Source organism: Streptomyces sp. MAI_2237 (assembly GCF_054189285.1).
Genome location: NZ_JAJPGQ010000009.1, coordinates 763,453 through 781,478, shown reverse-complemented (window position 1 = coordinate 781,478; position 18,026 = coordinate 763,453). Strand labels below are relative to the sequence as shown.

15 protein-coding genes and 2 pseudogenes are annotated in these 18,026 nt (G+C 68.7%); 2 read left to right on the top strand and 15 right to left on the bottom strand.

Translation table 11 applies throughout. The annotated features are described in order from the left end of the window. Nucleotides 1–123: 123 nt before the first annotated feature. The 4 genes from fxlM to LN251_RS38950 form a co-directional block, all read right to left on the bottom strand. Nucleotides 124–2,481, bottom strand: coding sequence for a methyltransferase, FxLD system (fxlM, locus tag LN251_RS38965; RefSeq protein WP_458248875.1), 2,358 nt, complete (start codon nt 2,479–2,481; stop codon nt 124–126). Nucleotides 2,482–2,546: 65 nt separating this feature from the next. After that, nucleotides 2,547–4,067, bottom strand: coding sequence for a GNAT family N-acetyltransferase (locus LN251_RS38960; protein WP_458249520.1), 1,521 nt, complete (start codon nt 4,065–4,067; stop codon nt 2,547–2,549). Between the two features lie 244 nt (nt 4,068–4,311). Further along, nucleotides 4,312–5,487: a protein-L-isoaspartate O-methyltransferase family protein gene (locus LN251_RS38955; RefSeq protein ID WP_458248874.1), complete on the bottom strand. Its 1,176-nt coding sequence runs from the start codon at nt 5,485–5,487 to the stop codon at nt 4,312–4,314. A 426-nt stretch (nt 5,488–5,913) separates the two neighbouring features. Continuing rightward, on the bottom strand, nt 5,914–6,243 hold the full coding sequence (locus LN251_RS38950) for a hypothetical protein (protein WP_458248873.1): 330 nt from the start codon (nt 6,241–6,243) through the stop codon (nt 5,914–5,916). Nucleotides 6,244–6,398: 155 nt separating this feature from the next. On the opposite strand from LN251_RS38950, the gene LN251_RS38945 reads away from it, so the two are divergent. Then, nucleotides 6,399–6,950, top strand: a complete 552-nt coding sequence (locus LN251_RS38945) for a hypothetical protein (protein WP_458248872.1) — start codon at nt 6,399–6,401, stop codon at nt 6,948–6,950. A gap of 93 nt (nt 6,951–7,043) precedes the next feature. Here LN251_RS38945 and LN251_RS38940 read toward each other — a convergent pair. Both LN251_RS38940 and LN251_RS38935 read right to left on the bottom strand, forming a co-directional pair. Next, nucleotides 7,044–7,239: pseudogene (locus tag LN251_RS38940) on the bottom strand (hypothetical protein); the annotation flags it as partial. Then, nucleotides 7,173–7,764: pseudogene (locus tag LN251_RS38935) on the bottom strand (transposase); the annotation flags it as partial. The pseudogenes LN251_RS38940 and LN251_RS38935, both read right to left, overlap by 67 nt. A gap of 621 nt (nt 7,765–8,385) precedes the next feature. Here LN251_RS38935 and LN251_RS38930 point away from each other — a divergent pair. Further along, nucleotides 8,386–9,057 (top strand): hypothetical protein, encoded by a 672-nt coding sequence (locus LN251_RS38930; protein WP_458248871.1) that lies wholly within the window; start codon nt 8,386–8,388, stop codon nt 9,055–9,057. A 293-nt stretch (nt 9,058–9,350) separates the two neighbouring features. Here the strand turns inward: LN251_RS38930 and LN251_RS38925 are convergent, their stop codons facing one another. The 9 genes from LN251_RS38925 to LN251_RS38885 all read right to left on the bottom strand — a co-directional run bounded on the left by LN251_RS38925 (nt 9,351) and on the right by LN251_RS38885 (nt 17,937). Continuing rightward, nucleotides 9,351–9,866, bottom strand: coding sequence for a lamin tail domain-containing protein (locus LN251_RS38925; RefSeq protein ID WP_458248870.1), 516 nt, complete (start codon nt 9,864–9,866; stop codon nt 9,351–9,353). Between the two features lie 785 nt (nt 9,867–10,651). After that, on the bottom strand, nt 10,652–11,179 hold the full coding sequence (locus LN251_RS38920; protein ID WP_458248869.1) for a DUF6584 family protein: 528 nt from the start codon (nt 11,177–11,179) through the stop codon (nt 10,652–10,654). A 298-nt stretch (nt 11,180–11,477) separates the two neighbouring features. Next, the gene (locus LN251_RS38915; RefSeq protein WP_458248868.1) at nt 11,478–11,870 is read right to left on the bottom strand and encodes a hypothetical protein; all 393 of its coding nucleotides are present in this window, start codon (nt 11,868–11,870) and stop codon (nt 11,478–11,480) included. A 44-nt stretch (nt 11,871–11,914) separates the two neighbouring features. Further along, nucleotides 11,915–12,205 carry a hypothetical protein gene (locus LN251_RS38910; protein WP_458248867.1) on the bottom strand — a complete coding sequence of 97 codons (291 nt, stop codon included), beginning with the start codon at nt 12,203–12,205 and terminating at the stop codon, nt 11,915–11,917. A 228-nt stretch (nt 12,206–12,433) separates the two neighbouring features. After that, nucleotides 12,434–13,552: an ATP-grasp peptide maturase system methyltransferase gene (gene tgmC, locus LN251_RS38905; protein WP_458248866.1), complete on the bottom strand. Its 1,119-nt coding sequence runs from the start codon at nt 13,550–13,552 to the stop codon at nt 12,434–12,436. Continuing rightward, nucleotides 13,549–14,496, bottom strand: coding sequence for an ATP-grasp ribosomal peptide maturase (gene tgmB / locus LN251_RS38900; RefSeq protein WP_458248865.1), 948 nt, complete (start codon nt 14,494–14,496; stop codon nt 13,549–13,551). Before tgmB ends, tgmC begins: the two co-directional genes overlap by 4 nt. Next, nucleotides 14,493–14,786, bottom strand: coding sequence for a putative ATP-grasp-modified RiPP (gene tgmA / locus LN251_RS38895; protein WP_458248864.1), 294 nt, complete (start codon nt 14,784–14,786; stop codon nt 14,493–14,495). Before tgmA ends, tgmB begins: the two co-directional genes overlap by 4 nt. A 275-nt stretch (nt 14,787–15,061) precedes the next feature. Continuing rightward, entirely contained in the window at nt 15,062–16,420 is a 1,359-nt protein-coding gene (locus LN251_RS38890; RefSeq protein WP_458248863.1) for a glutamine synthetase family protein, read from the bottom strand. Then, nucleotides 16,420–17,937, bottom strand: coding sequence for an amino acid permease (locus tag LN251_RS38885; RefSeq protein ID WP_458248862.1), 1,518 nt, complete (start codon nt 17,935–17,937; stop codon nt 16,420–16,422). Before LN251_RS38885 ends, LN251_RS38890 begins: the two co-directional genes overlap by 1 nt. Between the last annotated feature and the right edge of the window lie 89 nt (nt 17,938–18,026).

Genomic DNA, 18,026 nt, shown 5'->3' with positions numbered 1-18,026 from the left:
ACGGGTCGGGGAGCCGAGTCGGTCGAGTACGGAAGTGAGAGGCTGTGGGGGAGACCGGTGGTGCGGATGACGTGGCCGTTGGCGTGGAGGCAGTACGTGACCGCACGAGGGTGACTCATGTGATCACCGGAAATCTGCGGAGCACGTCAGGTCCTGTGCTGTTGGCGTGAGCGGGGTGTCGCTGCCCAGGACGGGCCAGTGGAAGACCAGCCGTGAATCCGCCTTGTCCAGCACGTGGCCCTCGGACAACTCCTGGTCCGTCGTGCCGGCCGGGTGCACGGTCAAGCGGGGGTAGCCCGCGGCACGGACTGTGCTCTCCCAATCGCGGACCCGCACGGCCATCTGCTGGGCGAGGCCTTCGCCAGCGGGACCGAAGGCATGGACGATGAACTCGCTGCACCGCTCGGCAGAAGTGTTCCTGTTCTTGACCAGGACGTGGGTCAGGTACGCCAGAGACCCTTCACTGACCAGGGCGGCCGCGTCCGCGCCGGGCGGCACGGCCGCCAGACCGTCGTCGCGCTCGCCGTCCATCGCGAGTCGGCAGAACCCCTCTAGCGTGGTGGCCAGGAGCAGTTGCAGGGTCTCGAACGACTCGCCCCCGGCCACACTCACGCCTGTGCCGAGTGCGAAGCGAGGCCCTAGTACCGCCTGCTCCAGGCCGGAGGTGTCGGCGGGGATCCCGTCCTCGAAGCGGAGTTGGAGGCCGCCGGGCAGATCGACGGTGGGGGTGGTGCGGGCGGTGGAACCGCGGTCGCGGATGAACCCGCAGAACGTCCAATCGTCGGGGCCCGCCTCCAGCACGCTCCCGCACTTTCGCAGAGCGATCGCGCGGGTGTAGCCGTGCATTTCCAGCGGCAGGACGAGGTAGCCGCCCTCGGCGAGCTGCTCGCGCCACGCGGATGAGAGGTCCCACACGTTGTAGGTGACCACAATGCCGTCGAAGCCGTCCGCGGGGACGTGGGCCGGTGCGCCCAGGGCCCCGTCGCCGAGGATCGCGGTGACGCGGCCGCTGCCCGCCTCGGCCGTCAACTGCTGGGTGCGGTGCACCACATACGGGTCGAGGTCGACCGTGACCACGCGCCCATGCCGGCCGACGACGTGGGCGAGGAGCTCGGCGTTGCAGCCGCCCGAGCCGACCTCCAGCATCGTCATCCCGGGCTGCGGGCGCAGAGCGTCGATCATGACGCCCTGCAACCACGAGGCGGAGACACTGCTGAGCGCCCGCCCCTCCGTGTTCCTGAGGGTGACAACTGCGAGGTCGTCGTCGTACGCCGTCTCCAAGGGGACCTCGGGCGCGTACCGGTGGCGCGGCACACACCGCAGCGCTTCAAGGACCGGTTCCGGCAGACGGTAGCTGCGCCTAAGGATCTGGTCGGTCATCGCGTGCCGCAGCCGTGCCGCCTGCGGCGGTTCGCCGTCGACCGGCGGCCGCCGGCCGGCCACCGGGTAGGCGTGCACGGGCGGCAGGCCCGGCAGCACGCCCGGCCACACGAAATTCAGCGCTTGGGCGGTCGGCGAGAAAATCGGGCCGAGCGCGGCCAGCGAGTGCAGATCGTGCCACTCCCACCGCTCGAACCGGTGGCACTCCTGGTCAGCGACGGCCGGTTCACCCAACCAGGCGACGGCGCGCACCACACCGGACAGACGCCGCAGCAGGCCCCGGTCGTCCTGGAGGACGGCCACCAGATGGGCGTCCTGGACACGACAGCTCAGCCCGGCCTCCTCGGCCAGTTCGCGCACGGCCGCCGTAGGGAAGTCCTCGCCGGGCTCCACCCCGCCGCCGGGGAACTCCCACATACCGTCGCATGAGCGCCCGAGTAGCACCCGTCCGAAGGCGTCGGTGACCACCATGCACGCGCCGGCGACGGCCTGCGCCGATGGTGCCCCCTCCTTCTCCACCGCGGTGAACTTTCGGCGGGCGTCGTGCAGGATGAGCACCGCCAGGCCGTCGGCGTCGAACCGCTCTACGGTCTGCCAGCTCTCGGTCAGCACCCGGATCTCGTCCTCGTCCAGCGCGATGTCGCGCCGGTCGGCGGGGGTGCCGGCATCCAGGGGAGTGATCACCACGATCGCGCCGCCCGGGCGTAGCCGCCCGGCGAGCGCGTGCATGACCCGCTGGCGGTCGCCGACGAAGGGATACACCAGGCGCAGGGTGATGAGGTCGTATCCGTCCTGGCTCAGTTCGGCCCGGTCGTCGTGAGCGATGTCCAGGCACAGCCAGCGCACGCCCACCGTGTCCGCCCACTCGGCCCGGGCCCGCGCCAGAGCGCTGTCGGCGAAGTCGACGGCATCGACGAGGTAGTCGAGTTCGCTCAGGTAGGCGGCCAATTCCCCGGTTCCACAACCTGCGTCCAGCGCCCGGCCGTTGGCCGGCGCGGGAACGTGCTCGGCCAGCAGGGCCCTCTCGGCATGACCGACCCGGCGAAAGCCCCGGTCCTCGGCGTAGTGCTGGTCCCACTGGTCCCGGCGGACGTAAGCCACGTAGCTGCTCCTGATCGGATGGGGTGGTGATGGGTTTTCGCTGTGATGCTCCGGTTCGGCGCCGATCAGGTCCCGTGCGCGGTTGCGTGAGCGGAGGACGGGATCCGGGTCATCCGCATCAGGGCCGGGTCCCTGGCGAAACCGAGGGCGGCGTACAAGGGGGCGGACTCGTCGGAGGCATGCAGCTCGTAAAGCGTCACGCCGTCCCCTTCCAGATGCGCGAGCAGCGCGGTCAGCGCGGCCTTGGCGTAGCCGCGGCGGCGGTAACCGGGAACTGTGGCGACGGCCTGGATCCGCGCGGCCAGCCCTTTGGGGTACCGGGGAGCGGGGAGCACGGCGTCGACAAGGGCGAGAGCACAGCAGGCGAGCCCGCCCTCCGGGGCGTCGACGACGTAGGCCCGGGCGTCCCCGCCCGGGACAAGGCGCGCGGCGAGGTGATTGCGGCAGATGGACAGCCAGTCCTCATCCAGCGGCTCAGACAAGATGAGTTCGGACCTCAGACGGGCGATCTCGCCCGCATCGGCCGGAACTGCCAGACGCGGCACTCCTCCCGTGCGGGGACCCGGCACGGGGGCGCCCACGGCATGGTCGGCGACGAGAAGGCCGCTGTCGTTTGGCTGCTCGTAGCGGGGGTCTTGGCCGAGGAGGGCGGAGCGGTGTGCCGCGTGCCGGAGCAGCAGGTCGCGTGTTCCCGGGCTCAGACGCAGCCGGTGCAGCATCTCGGGCGCGAACCAGCGCAACAAGACGCCCTCGGTGAGGCGCAGACGATCGGGGTCGCCGTTCCAGCGGCCGGCGAATACCTGGATCGGTACGCACAGTCCGTCGGTGCCGGTGGCCCTCTCCACGGCGAAGGGCTCCAGGCTTGGGATGACAAGATCCGGCACTTCTTCGCCGAGTTCGCGCCGGACCGTGTCTTCGAGCGTCACGTCCTCCGGCTCGCTGCCGCCGCCGAGCAAGGCAAATGCCCCGGGCTCCCAAATATCCAGCAGGTCGTCGCGCAGATGAAGCAGATACCGGCCGGCGTCGTCGAAGATCAGAGCCGAGGCGTTCACCGCCTCCAGCCGGCCGTCGAGCCCCGAAGCCAGCAGCTTGGCGCGCAGTGTCGGGGAGCTGACCGCGTCGAATCCGCGCCACTCGGCTCCTGCGACCTCCGCATCCTGCAGAACGAGCTCGGGATGCTCCCCGACCAGGTAGAAGGCGAACCGTACGTCGTAGTGCCGGTGCGGCGGTTCTCCCTTGTTCGGGCGGGCCTGGATGTCGTGAACGTCAATATCGATCGGGATACCGAGAAGCTGCGGGGTGAGGCACAGATCGCCTGCCGTGATCCCGGTCTCCTCGCCCACCTTGCGCACCGCCGCGGCGCGCAACGTGCGATCCCCCGGCTCGGGATGACCGCCGGGGACGAGGGCCGGACCGCTCGCCCTATGAAGGATGTGCAGCACGCGCCGGTCCCGGTCGATCAGCACGGCACTGCACGTGATGTGCGCCGGCATCGTCGCACGGCTCGTCGGATCCTCCGCTCCTTCGAGCAGCACCAACAACGGCTCCATGGAGCCGCGTTCGGTGGGGTGGCGCGTCAGGTACATCTGCACGAGAGCGTTGATGTCGGATCGGGCGGGTGGCATGTCAGCATCTCTCGAAGGTCGGGGAACAGATATGGGCGGGCGCCGTGTCCGAGCCCTCGCTTCGCATCCCTCGGGAGATCCTCGGAGCACCCAGGCCCTGGTAGATGCGGGGCACGGGCCGAACGAGCCAGAGCAGTCGTCGTTTCGGTCCGCGAGCAGGAGCTCGCTCCTGGAGCAGGGCGGTAGGAGCCAGTTCCGTGAGCGGTCATTGCTCCCGGACGCCTTTGATGTCGGTGTCGGGAAGCAACCAGGAGAGTTCTGCGGTGGCAGCGCCAGCGGTGACCCACTGCTGGGTGTCCTCGAGGTGCAGCTGGTAGGTAGACGGCTCGCCTGCAGCTCGCCAGAGACCGGCGACATCCTGGATTTCTCCCCAGATGTCGCGAGGCCCACAGGCCGTCAGGCTCCAGCGGTCGACTCCAGTAGTCCGGGCGGTGAGCCATGAACCACAGGCCGGCGCCCCGATGACCAGGTGGTCGGCAGACCAGTTGCGGACCAGCCCGGGCCGCAAGTGATCGAGAGCAAGCCAGAATCCGCGGGCCCCGTCCGCTGGAGGCGCCGTGCTGGTGTGCACGACGCGGGTCCCGTCCCCGGCCTCTATCCGGTCGAGGAACTCCCGCGAAATGCATAGCCGCTCGAATCCATGGCCGGGCCGATGCCCGAACTCCACCGGACGTAGTTCCCCTTGTACGCGGCCGCCGGACGTAGCGGTGATGATCGCCAGGCCGGGCCACGACGCCGACGTGCCGCTGAGGGTCGCCATCGCCTGCCCGCCCGGGGCGAGTTGGTCAATCCAGGCCGGCGGCACCCTGGGGACGGCGTACGAGACGAAAATCCGCTCGTACGGGCCGCCGGCTGGCCAGCCGTCCGCCCCGTCCCCGGTCACCGCCCTTGGTCGGTAGCCGAGACCGGCCAGCCGCGCCTGCGCTGCCTCGGTGAGATGTACATCGCGATCCAGCGTGACCACGGTCCGATCGCCGCAGATCCAACAAGCGACTGCCGCGGTCACGGCAGCGCCGGTGCCGATATCCAACACCCGCTGCCCCGGCTGGAGGTCCAGGCTCTGTAGGAGCCCGGCCGTCATGCCCACCACGCTCGACATCGACGTGATTGCTCCCCCGGACCTCGGACCTGGGACACGACCGAGGAGCCGTTCGCCGGCGTGCTGGACGAGTACGCTCTCCCCGCCGTACAGCAGGGCGAGCAGCTCGTCGCGGTGGGCCGGCTCCGCCCAGTCCAGCAGTTCCCACCGTGGCGGCTCCTCGCCGGGCTGACTGCGCCGCACATAGGCCTGGGGCATCAGCACCTCGCGCCGGATCGCGAGAAGGGCGTTGCGCACCGGGCCGGGCCGCAGCACGCCGGCCTCCTCCAGCCGGGCGACCATAGCCTCCCGCGCTGTGCCCGTCTCTTGAACGATGCGCTGCGACGCGAGTGCTGGGGCTGCTGCTCCGGGCGAGGCGGGATCGGCCGGACCCCTCGCGGGTTCCGGTGTGCTGTCCTGTACCGGGGCCAACGGCTCCTCCTGTGCCTGTCGCGTGATAGTTCGAGTGCGTCTGGCTCAACGAGACGGAAGGGTCTTCGAACGCACGTTTTTAAGACGCGCTCACTTCGCCAAAGGACGGGGACGGCGGGGCGTGTGGGATGCAACGACCCTTGCCCGGACTGGCCCGAGATGAGAACGATCTTGGCCGAAACGCGGAGTCCCCTCGAGTGCCCCGGGCTGGAAGGCGAGCATCCGGTCGGCATCACGAGTCGGCCGTGATGCCGGGCGCTGCGTCCGAAATGGGATTCCAGGACAGGGGACGTCAGGTCATTGCCCGCGGGATTCCTCCCAGGAGACGGCGGACTGTTGCATGGGCGTGGCCCAGTTGTCGGGGCTTTGGGCGGCGATGGAGTCCCATAGTCGTCGTTGGGCGTGGGCGAGGGCGTTGAGGCCTTGGTTGGGGGCTTGTTGCCAGGCGGGGTGTGCGGCGGCGGTTTGTTCGGCCTGCTCGCTGGTGTGGCCGTGGGCGATGAGCCAGAGCAGCCACAGGGCGGGGTCGATCCAGGCGGCGGCAGACGCCTCCCGCTGGACACGCCCGGTAGAACAAGCGGCCGCAACAGAACCGATTTTCTCGCCGCCCCACCGAAGTGATCCCAACTCTCCCCCTCGCCCACCTGTTGGCCCGTGGTGAGCAACCTGCTGGAGGTCTGCAGTGGCGCGGGTTTCGGCGGTTGGGTGTGTCTGAGCGCCTTTGGTGTCGCGGGGCGGCTTTGTGTGCTGGTGTGTCAGTGGCGCCGGTTATGTTGCTGGGCATGACACGTTGGATCGAGTGTGGCGTGATGGCGTGGATGGAAGACGGCCGGTACAGGGACGACGAGACTGTCCTGGTCTACTTCAAGGGGACCACCCTGGCCGCCATGGCCGAAGGCCTGTCTGCGCAGCGCCGGCCGCCGTTCGCCTACGGCAACGACACAACACCGGGCGGCTGGGGCGTGATCGTGCACCACATGTCCAACCCTGCCCACGAGGACTACGACGGGGTCGACTACCGCAGGCTGTGCCCCCGGGGCGCTGAGCTGATGGTGTTCGTTCCCAATCCGTGCGTGGCCAAGGCCCACGGACCCAAGGCCTACCACTACAAGGACGGCCAGACCTCGTCCTGCATCGACTACGAAGACCCTGAGCACATCGGCGAATACTGGCCCAACAAGATGGCCCCCCTCATCACGGCGGCCGGACTGGACCATCAGAGCGATACCTATGAGGAGCAGCTGACCCAGCTGATCTGCGACTACCTGGGGCTGCCCGCACTGGATCGCGACAACATCACCGTGGACCGCGACCTGGTGGCTTCCTACTTCTAGGCGCTCTTTGACTTCTCGATGGTGGGGTCTTGGCCGCTGGTGTCGGCCGGCGGCAACCTGGTCTTGTGCGGCGGGCTGGTGTCGGGCACGGGCCTACTCGCCTTCGTCGAGGGGGGCGTCGCCGTCTTTGATGTGGCGGGCGGGGTTGTGGCCCTGTTCCATGAGGTCGACGGCCCAGAGCATGGGCTGGACGCCCGGAGGTGGCGTAGGGCAGGAAGTCCAGCGGGCTGGCGCCGGGGGAGGGGTAGACGCCTGTGGCATCAGCACCGACACGGTCCTGGAACAGACCTGGATGCCCATGCCCAGGGTGAGCTCGGCGTGGATGCGACGGTAGCCGTAGGTGCCGCGGGAAGCGACGTGAACCTCTCGGATCAGTCCGGTCAGCCAGTCCCGTCGTAGCTGCCGTGGAGTGGTCGGTGTGCGCTTGTGCTTGTAGTAGTTCTGCCGGGCGACGCCAAGGATCCGGCAGCACCTGTTGACCGGTGCCCCGGCATCGACGAGTCGGTCGATCACCGGGTAGGCCTTTTGGGCGGGGTTTGTCCTCGCCGAGGAACTTCGCCGTCTGCCGGACGATCGCCAGCTCGGTTTCCAGCTCATGGATCCGCTGGCGAGCGGCCCGCAACTCGGCAGACTCGCTCGACGGCGTTCCCGGTCGCCGCCCGTTGTCGATGTCGTCTTGCCGCAACCACTTCGACAGCGTGACGGGATGGATGCCGAGTTCCATCGCCGTCTGTTTGGCCTGCTTGCCTGCGCGGACCAGCGCGATGGCACGCGCCCGGAATTCCGGAGGATAGGGACGAGGCGTGACTGCCAGCCTTCCGTGAAGGGCTGTCAGTTAGCCACCAGAAATGGAACCTGAGAGGTGGGGCAGGTCAGGTTCGGCCTGGAGGGCACGTTTGGTACGTCTTTGACCTGGTTCTGCATCGTCTTCTCATGAACTCGTCCGTGTTGGTTACGTTCGTCACGTGGAGCTACCGCCGCGGACCATTACGACCTGTGACAAAAGCTGCTCGACGGCACCCTGGCGGAGTGCGACCGGGCCGGCGACGAGGCTGTCCGGCCGGTCAGGCACCCCACGTAGGGTGGCCGGGCACCTCTGACTTGATGGGCCTACGCGGGCGGAGCCGCGCCGCAGGCGTCCGCCTTCTTGCCGTGTCGCGGGCGGCTCCCGTTGTTCGGTCACCGATCACCACGAGGACGCTATGATCGATCTTGAGTCGATCACCCGACTCTGGGTTATCGAACATGCGCCTGCCCGGCGCTCCGCTGGACGAGCCTCATCCCACCGTCACTGGGATGAGGCTCGCACCGTTTTGGTCTGGTCTGTCCCTTGCAAGGGGGTGGTTGTGCTCCCGTGCGCGATACCCCGCACGGTAGGACCGGACGGTCGTGGGGGAGCATCTGCTCAGCCATCGCCTGCCCGTGAGGGATCGTCATGAGTCCTGCCCATCGTGTTGTACCGCCCGTCGTGCTCGTCTGCCTGCTGCTGGCGGGCTGTTCGTCCGTCCAGCTCGGCAACCCGACTGCATCCGCCCGCAACAGTCCCGCCGCCGGGGCTCCAGCCACGGCCGCGCCGGCTGGCGGGGGGAAGGCGATCGCAGTGGGCGCCGGCCCTCAGAAGCACTACACCGTCCAGCAGCAGCCGCCCGCCGGCAGCTGCCATTACCGCTACGAGCACGGCGAACCGCTCGAGGACCGCGCCTGCACGCCGGGCGCGATCTCCCCGGCGGTGACGCAGGCGAATCTGAAGTCGACGATCTGCCGCAAGGGCGGCTACACCTCCGGCATCCGCCCCTCCGCCTACATCACGGGCAAGGAGAAGAGGCTCAATGCGGCCTCCTACGGCTACACGGGCCGCATGGCGGATGCAGAGTACGACCACCTCATCAGCCTGCAGCTCGGCGGTGATCCCAACGATCCGCGCAACTTGTGGGTGGAGCCCGCTGACCCCGGTCACCGGAAGGGTGCCGGGGTGAACAACCGGAAGGACCCGGTGGAGACCAAGCTGCACACCGCGGTGTGCGCCGGCCAGATCACCCTCGCCGCCGCGCAGCAGGCGATCGTCACGGACTGGAACACCGCCCTGACCACCCTCCACCTCGGCTGAACCAGAGTTCGGGAGCGCCACACCCACGTCTCAAACGCGTCCGGTTGGGCGCGGGACGGCAGGTGCGGGAAAGGCCCCGGCTGGACGGGGGAGACCAGCCGGGGCCGTAGGTGGTGGCGTGCGGAGGGCGGTCGCCTTTCGGCGGGGTGCTCCATGGGGCTTCAGCCGGACGATCGTCCCCATGGGCGGAAGGTGAGGCCCAGGGACACTGTTCCCTCCGCAGCCACGTGTTGATGAACGGTCAACTCACCCGAACTGTTCCCGGCCCGCCACGTTTGGTGTGCGGTCCGGCGTCATGCACCGTCAGCGGCGTGCCAGTGGTGGTGTCCGCCGCGGTGGTCGCGGTCGAGGCGCCCCCAGGAGACGGCGTCGATGAAGCGGCCGTGGTCGTTGCGCAGGGTGGCGGTGTCGCTGTTGTTGTCCCATACGTACGCCTGGCGGTCCTGGTACACGTCGGACTCCACGTCCCGGCCGATTCCGGTGTGCACGCGGACCGTGGACCGGCCGTCCAGCCACACGTGGCGGAAGGTGTAGGTGTGGCCATCCTCGTCCGAGAGCGTCCAGCCGCTGAGGTTCACCGCCCGGCGGGTGCTGTTGGTGATGTCCACCCATTCCCGGTTCAGCGACCGGTTGGAGCGATCATCCCAACCCGGGGAGTCGGCCTGCACACCGCTGATGTACACCGCCGCGTGGCGGGGGTAGCTGGAGTGGTGGTCGACGGCCGCGGCCGGCAGCGCTACGGCCCCCACGGCAGCGGCCGCGACAGCGGTGACGGCGGTCAGGCGACGGACGGAAGAAGAAACGGACACGAAGTCCCCCTTCACGGATGCCCACACCCCGCCGATACAGCGAAAGCTGCTGGTCAGCCGGGTGGGTTGTGCTGGTGTGCGGCCGGTTGACCGCACAGCCACACCTTGCACCCCAATCCCTCACGATTTGAAGGAAATGCGAAGGAGATTACGCATCCACCATATTCCTGCAACTCTCGCATGTAACGACCATCTACATGCTGAATGCACCAAGTTGACGGCATTCCGTCGAGGGATTCCTTGAAATCTCGCGCCTGAGCCGACCAACCGCCAGCTCCCGCCACCCCGGCACGACGACAGCGTTCACCTGAAAGTGAGTAACAGACGTCCCCCGTGCCGGCTGTTCACACCGCTCGTGCACTCCGTGTCAGACCGTCGGCAATCGCTCCACCGCCCCTGACAGGCCGCGGCTGACTCGGGAGCGGTCACAGCAGCACCGCATCGACCGGTCCACGGCTGGGCATGCGCGCCGCAGCCCGACGCCCTATCCAGTCCACGACATGCCATCGGAGCAGACAGGCCCGTGCACGGCCGTCCTGCAGACCGATCCGCCCGCCCACCTGCGGGGACGCGTACTGGGCGTGTGGGGCGGCGCCGGGACGGTCTGGGGCCTCGGCGGCCACCGCGGACGGCGGGCCCCGCATCGCCGGGAGCGCGCGAGGCCCGTGAGCCGGCGCGGTGGGATGGGGGCGCGAGCCGCGCCGCCGAGGGGTCGGTCCCGCTTACGGCCGTTGGAGTCTTACCGAACCTTCAACGGTGCTCCTCACAAGCCCCGGTGTTGTGAGTCAGTCGAAGAGGGCAACGAGCCCATTCACCCAGATCGCGAGGAACACAAGGGCCGTCACCAGGCAGCCGACGGCCGCCAGCACGCCGCCGACCGACCACGGCTCGGAGGCCGCCTCGTAGTCCCCTCCCGGGCCGTCCCGGTAGGAGACGGGATCGTCCCAGTCGACGGGGTGTCCCAGTTGCTCGGCGCAGGCGGTCCGCACCGCGACCAGTTGCTCCTGTGCGAAAGCGGTGGCAGCCCCCGCCTCGGGGCCGTGCCAGGCGAGGGCCCTCATCCGCCGCCTGGGAGACCCGTACCGCGCCTCGAAGGCAGCGGTCTCGTCGACGTACCGGTCCTCTTCGAGGTACATCCAGCGTCCAGCCTCGGCGGCATCGCCGTAGAGCCGGTACACCTCGGCCAGGCGACGGCGGAGCGTCAGATCGTGCGGAAAGGACGAGATGAGACCGCGCAGGCGCTGGCGCGCGACGGGAACCCGGCTGGCGGCCAGGTCCGCATCGACTCGGGCAAGGGTCTCTCGCAGGGGCATGAACGCATGATCGACTAACGCAGTGACCTACGTCGACCTCGTTTATGTAGCTCAGCACTCCCTCGCTCTTCACGGCCTCGACTGAACCTCATTGAGAGGGGACACCGCCGGTTACGGGGCAACCCATAAGTCGACCGCGGGCCTTCACCAGCGGAGCGGTCGACCGGCAGCCGCAGTATGGCGGAGGGTTTCGGGCTTTGGGAGATGAGGACCTGGCGAAGTCTGGCGGTGAAGTCCGGTGTGCGGGCGATGCGGTCGACACCGCCGGCCTTGCTCTGCCGGAGGGGCCGGCGTCAGATCAGCTGCGGTATTCCTCCCAGGAGATGGCTGCCTCTTGCATGGGTGTGGCCCAGTTGTCGGAGCTTTGGGCGGCGATGGAGTCCCAGAGGCGTCGTTGGGTGCGGGCGAGGGCGTTGAGGCCTTCGTTGGGGGCTTGCTGCCAGGCGGGGTGTGTGGCGGCGGCTTGTTCGGCTTGTTCGGGGGTGTGGCCGTGGGCGATGAGCCAGAGCAGCCAAAGGGCGGGGTCGATCCAGGGGGCGCCGGTGGAGGCCCAGCCCCAATCCACGAGCCGGGCGTGGTGTCCGGTGACGAGGATGTTGTGGGGGTTCCATTCGGTGTGCAGGAGGTGGTTGCCGGCGAACCAGGCCAGGTCTGCGGGGTCGTCCACGTAGCCGCGCAGACGGTGCGGCATGGTTTTCAGGTCAAGGGCCGGGGCTGGGATGTGGGAGAGCTGGATCATGCTGGCCATGACGGCGGGCAGGTCGGGGGAGGCGGGAGTGTAGTCGGCGTGGTGTCCTTGGAGGTATTCGAAGGCCAGTAGGCTCCAGCCGTCGGCCTCGCAATGCCACAGCAGGCGCGGGGCGGGCCCTTGACGAACATGGTGCGGCTGGCGGTGGTCACGCGGGCGGCGATGGCGCTGTTCAGGCCTGCGCGGATCATGGCGATGTCGACGACGGGGCTGCCGCTGGCCTTTTCGATCAGTCGCAGTACGGCGTTGGGCAGTTCGGTGAGCCGCTGCGTGGACATGGTGGGGCCTTTCGCGCGGGGGTGGTGCCGGGGCCACGATTGATCGCGGCCCTCGGCGGGATGGGTCTCTCGTGGTACGGGGCGCCGCGGCCGGGAAGGGCATCGGCGAGGAGCGCATCCTCGTCACAGGCGAGGACGACGTCCTGCGGCTCCTGCGGGAAAAGGGAGAGGGGAGAGAGGACAGCCTGCGGAGCGCAGGCCAGTTTGACCATCGCGACGCCGGTCCGTCTACCAGTGGATGCTCTGGCCTGCCGATGTCACGTGAATGGTGGCCTCTTCCAGTGCCGGTGCGCCTGCTGCATGCCAGCGGCTGAGTTGATCCTCGACGGCGTCCCAGAGCGGTTCAGGGCCGCCCTGCCGGACGATCCAGCGGCCGTACTCCTTGTACAGCGCCGCGAATGATCCGGTCTCGGTGTCGATGAGGACGTCGGTGTTGTGCTGGCCGTCGCGCAGTTTCAGACGCTGTGCGCTCGGTACGGCGAACTGTGCGACGAACCGGCTCGCCCAATCATCCAGTCCATCGCCGCCGATGATGGCCTCGCGCTGTCTGCCCGCGCCGAGGTCCGGAAGCAGGCCAAGTGAGGGCGCCTGGTGAGGTCGGGCGAGCATGAAACTGACTTGCCCGCCCAGCGCTGGCCCGGAGGCTGTGCCGTCTTCGTGGACGGTCAGACGCACCAGCTCGGAGGCGTTCAGCCAGCCGCCGATGGTGGTCAGGATCTGCCCGCCTGGCCGGGTCTGCTGCAGCCAGGCTGCGGGCACGGTGCGTACGGCGCACGTGGCGATGATCCGGTCGTACAGTGCGCCGGGGCCTCCTCCTTGGAGTCCGTCGCCGGTCAACAGGTGGGGATACATACCGAGTCGGCCGAGCGCCTCCCGGGCCTGCAAGGCGACTTTTTCGTCGTACTCGATCGAGGTGACGTTGTGGTCGCCCAGGCGCGCGCAGAGCACCGCGGTGGAGTAGCCGGTGCCGGTGCCGATCTCCAAGACCTTCATTCCGGGCTGGACTTCGAGGTCTTCGAGCATGCGCAGGACGAGAGAGGGCAGTGTGCTCGAGCTGGTCGGTTCCCGCATGATCTCGCCGCGGATGTCGGTCGGCTTGATCGTGCCCGCGATCTGCGTGACCAGGGATTCATCGGCATAACAGGCCTCGAGCCATCCTTCGCCGTCCTCGCAGATGGGCATCCAGGCGGTCGGTGACGTGCCGGGCACCATGCGGAAGAAGCCGTTGCGGAGGAACTCGTGCCTCGGTACGGCCGCCGCGGCCTCCTTCCACGGTTGTGATCGCAGCGAACCACCGGCGGTCATGGTGTCGATGAGCTGCCTGAGGTGCTGTTCGTGGTCGCTCACGGCTTCCTTTCCAGCAGGTCGGCCAGGGCCGCGCACATGGGCAGGCCGGTCTCGTGCTCCAGCCAGTGCCACTGGCCGGAGGGGTTGCATTCCAGGAACCACCATTGCCCGCCTGCGTCCAGGGCGAAGTCGAACGCGCCGAAGTGGAGCCCGAAGTGGTCCAGGTACTCGTGGAGGGCCAGTTCGACGTCTGTGGGCGTCGCTACGGGGGTGTAGCGCAGGCGGCTGTAGTCGGTTCGCCAGTCCAGGAGATCGGAATCGATCCGGACGCTGAACGTGTGCCGCCCCATCACGGTCGCGCGGATGTCGGCCGTCTTGGGTATGCGCTGTTGGAACAGGTGGGCAGTGCCGGCAACCCGGTCGTCGATGTCCTCCGCGCTCACCTCGGCGATCTTGACCACGGAGGAGACGTCGCCGATCCGATATACGGGGTTCCACAGGGGTTTGTAGATCGTGGGACCGTGCTGCTTGATGAACGCCTTGGCAGCGTCAGGATTCGACGTGATGAGCGTGCGTGGCACCCGCAGGCCGGCCTTGGCGGCGGCGGCCAGACCGGACGGCTTGAACTCGGCGTCGCCCGTGTAGTGCGGATGGTTCACGTACAGGCAGTTCGGGAGCGATGCGATGACGCCCCCGAGGCCGTACCGGGCCTGGGTGACGGCGAAGCGTGCGTCCTGCTGGTCGAGGTGCGGGAAAGCGAAGCCACTCGGACGCCGGTAGTACAGAGCGCGGACATGGCCGAGGTCAGCCGTGCGCGAGGGGGTTGCAAGGCGTCCCCGGACGCCGTCCTGAGTGATCTCGGCCTCCACCGACAGTGATGCGGGGAAGTCCCCTGCGTCGAACCGCACGACCGGGATGCCCCTCTCGTGTAGCTCGGCTATCACCACGTCGGCGGTGGGGTCGTACAGGCTGGTGACGACCAGCACCGGGCGCAGATCACTCACTGGTCGCTGTCACTTCCCGTGTCGCTGTCCTGAGTGGATCCGTTGCCGTCGGGGCTGGTCCCGGTGGCCGGCGAGGTGCCGGTACTGGTGCCGTGGCCGGGCATCTCCATCACCTGGCCGGAGCGGTCGAAGAACACGGCGGTCTGAGTGCTCGGGTCAAGCTCTACCCGAGTGTGTTCTGCAGCCATGGTCGGGTAGGGCGCCATGCGGGTGAGCCCCCAGGGGGCAGGGGTGATGGTTCCCTGCGGGATCGCCGGGCTTGTGGGCAGGCGATCGGCGTGGACGAACATAGGTCTCCTCAAGTCGGAGTTTCACGGTGGGTACGGCCGTCGGGGGAGTTGGGGCCGGCGGCGGGGGTTTGTGGGATGGCGTGTCTGTACCGGGCGGATGGCGTGGTGTCAGACGGCGATGCGCTGGCCGGCCGTCGGGGGCAGCAGGGTGCGGCGGACTGTTCGCTGCCGCTGCTTGAAAGGTCGTGTCCTCGCTGCCCCGGTCACCGTCTGGCCGGGGCCGCGAGGAGCTGGGCCCTGCCGCCGAGGGGGAGTTCACCCGGCGGCAGGGAGTCTCAGCGGATCCCGCGTTGCCGTTCCAGGTCGGTGACCTGGTGGCGGTACCAGGTGAGTTCGGCTTGGGCGGCGTGGGCGTAGTGCCGTACGACGTCTTTGCCGAGCAGGAGCTGGGCGATGGTGCTGTGCTCGAAGTAGGCGAGTGCTTCGGCGAGGTCGGGATACAGCGGGATGGCGCCTTGGTCCTGGTAGGCGTCGCCGTCGCAGGCCGGCCGCAGCGTCAGTTTTTCCTCGATGCCGTGTGCGATGGCGGTGGTGTCGGCGGCGAGGGCCAGGTAGACGTTGGCGTCGGCGCCGGCCAGGCGCACCTCCAGATGGGCGCCCTGGCCGTGGCCGGTGACGCGGACGGCGCAGCCGCGGTGATCGAAGCCCCAATTGAAGCGAGTGGGGGCGAACGAGTGCGGCCGGTAGCGCTTGTAGGAGTTGACGGTGGGCGCGTACAGGGGCGCCATGTGGGGGAGTGCGGAGATCAGGCCGGCGGTGGCCTGTGCCAGAGCGGGTGGTGGTTGTTGGCCGCGGCGGTGGGCGAACGCCGGTGCGTGCTCGTTCCACAGGGACAGGTGCAGGTGCAGGCCGCTGCCGACCCCGGTCTGAGGGGCTGCCATGAACACGGCCGTCAGCCCGTACCGGGCGGCGATCTGTCCGACGAGATGCCGGAAGAGGGTGTAGTGGTCGCAGGCGGCGAGGGCCTCCCCGTAGGGGAAGGTCACCTCGCACTGGCCGGCCGCCCCCTCGGTCTTGAAGGCCTCGTAGCCGATCCCGGCGTCGCTCAGCGCTTGGCCCAGGTGGTGGAGGAAGTCGCTGATCTCGGGCGGATGCTGCAGGGCGTAGTCCAGGTTCGCCGTCCAGGCCGGGACCGGGCCCTCCGCTCCGTCGGTGTAGAGGACGAACTCGGCCTCGACGCCGACCTTCGCCTCGTATCCCACAGCGCGCAGGCGATCGAGTTGCGTCGCCAGCAGGTGCCGGGGCGCCACCTCGACGGGGGAGGCGTCGTCGTGGACGGGCGTGCCGAAGACGAGGGCGGTGCCGGGCCGGTGCGGCAGCAGGCGGACCTGGTCCAGGTCGGGGATGACGAGGAAGTCTCCGAAGCCCTGGTCCCAGCCGGTGACGTCGAAGGTGTCCAGGGGGGTCATGTCGACGTCGGTGGCCAGGATGTAGGAGCACATCTCCGCCCCGCCGGTCATCCGGCTCAGGAAGACGGAGGCGTTGAAGAGTTTGCCCATCAGCCGCCCGTGCAGGTCGGGCACGGCCAGCATGATGTCGGTGACGGCCCGGTCGGTGAGCAGGCGCTGCAGTGAGCTGCGGGTTACCGGTCCTGCGGGCCACGGTGTCGCGGTGGGGTCGGTGGTGACGTTCATCAGAAACCTTCGCTGAGCAGGGCTTCGCTGGGCTGGGCGGTCGCGGCGGCGGTGAGCTGGTAGTCCCGCTTGCCGCGGGTGATCCAGGTGGCCCAGGCCAGCAGCAGCGCGGCCAGCAGGGTCACCCCGGCGTAGTTGAAGGAGCCGGCGGTGATGGGGGTGGACTGCGGCAGGCAGAACACGATCGTGATGATGGCGACGTAGGCGACGGCCGTGACGCTGACGGGTTTTCGCCAGCGGCCCAGGCTCCACGGGCCGCTCTGGTAGGCGCGGCCTTTGCGCAGGGCGAGGTAGACGGGGATGCCGTAGGCCGGGGTCATGCCGACGGCGTTGATGGCGGTGATCGCGCCGTAGGCGGTCGGCGACCACAGAGCGGGCAGGGCCAGGATGAACGGCACGACGATGACGCACCACACGGCTCGAGTTGGCGTCTTCGTGCGCTCGTTGACCTGCCGCCAGGCCTGCCAGCCGGGCAGGGCGCGGCTGCGGGAGAATGCATAGACCATGCGGCTGGCTGCGGCGACTTCGGCGTTGCCGCAGAACAGCATCGCCACCACGACGACTGCCAGCAGTGCTTTCGCTCCGTTCGCGCCGAGGGCATCGAGGAAGATCTGAGCGGGCGGCACCCCGGTCGGCGTGTTCTGCGTGGCCGTGTAGTCCTGCAGGGCGAACAGCAGGCCGGCCAGGAGCACGAAGCCGGCCGCCCACGAGACCCAGATGGAGCGGACGATGCCGCGGGGCGCGGCAGTCTGGGCGTCGCTGGTCTCCTCGGCGACGTGGGCGGAGGCGTCATAGCCGCAGAAGGTGTAGCCCGCCAGAAGGCTGCCGATGAGCGCGACGTAGAGGGGGTGGGTGAAGCCGGTGTCGTTGTGGAAGTGGGTGAACACGAAGGCCGGCGACCGGTGCGCGGTCGGGGCGAGGGTGAGCGCGCCGACGATGACGGCGACGCCCGCGAGTTGCCACCACACGGACAAGGCGTTGAGGGCGTTGACCAGACGCACGCCCGCGGAGTTGAGCAGGCCGTGCAGCAGCAGGATGCACCCGAAAATGGTCATGGTGACGCCGCCGGTGGGGCTGATGCCCCACTGCATCTGGGCGAACGCGCCGGTGAAGACGGCAGCGCCGTAGTCGATGCCGGCGATCGCACCCAGCAGCCCGAGCAGGTTCAGCCAGCCCGTCATCCAGCCCCAGCGGGCCCCGCCGAGTTTGTCGGCCATGAAGTAAGGGCCGCCCGAGGTCGGGTAGGCGGAGACGACATCCGCCAGGGACAGGCCGACCAGCAGGGTCATCGCACCGATGACGATCCAGCTGCCGAGCATCACCACGGGCCCGCCGTGGGCGAGGCCGAAGCCGAACAGGCTCATGCCGCCGGCCAGGATGCAGATCACCGAAAACGAGATCGCGAAGTTCCCGAACACGCCCATCTTCCGGGAGAGTTCGGGCTTGATCCCGAGGGCGGCCAGGACGTCATCGTCACTGCCGTCATGGGCAAGAGTGCTGCTTCTTCTGCGTAACACCAGAGATCCACTTTCACAATCGAAGGAGTGAGGGACACAGACGCAGGGGGCGTCGACCACGCCGCACGGGGCGAGGGAGGGGCGGAAGG

Bases quoted from the DNA above. Each gene is read 5' to 3' on its own strand.
- LN251_RS38945 (WP_458248872.1), top strand. From the start codon at position 6,399: ATGACACGTTGGATCGAGTGTGGCGTGATGGCGTGGATGGAAGACGGC.
- LN251_RS38920 (WP_458248869.1), bottom strand. From the start codon at position 11,179: ATGCCCCTGCGAGAGACCCTTGCCCGAGTCGATGCGGACCTGGCCGCC.
- LN251_RS38915 (WP_458248868.1), bottom strand. From the start codon at position 11,870: ATGCCGCACCGTCTGCGCGGCTACGTGGACGACCCCGCAGACCTGGCC.
- LN251_RS38960 (WP_458249520.1), bottom strand. From the start codon at position 4,067: ATGTACCTGACGCGCCACCCCACCGAACGCGGCTCCATGGAGCCGTTG.
- LN251_RS38890 (WP_458248863.1), bottom strand. From the start codon at position 16,420: ATGAACGTCACCACCGACCCCACCGCGACACCGTGGCCCGCAGGACCG.
- LN251_RS38930 (WP_458248871.1), top strand. From the start codon at position 8,386: ATGAGTCCTGCCCATCGTGTTGTACCGCCCGTCGTGCTCGTCTGCCTG.
- tgmA (WP_458248864.1), bottom strand. From the start codon at position 14,786: ATGTTCGTCCACGCCGATCGCCTGCCCACAAGCCCGGCGATCCCGCAG.
- LN251_RS38955 (WP_458248874.1), bottom strand. From the start codon at position 5,487: ATGGTCGCCCGGCTGGAGGAGGCCGGCGTGCTGCGGCCCGGCCCGGTG.
- LN251_RS38910 (WP_458248867.1), bottom strand. From the start codon at position 12,205: ATGTCCACGCAGCGGCTCACCGAACTGCCCAACGCCGTACTGCGACTG.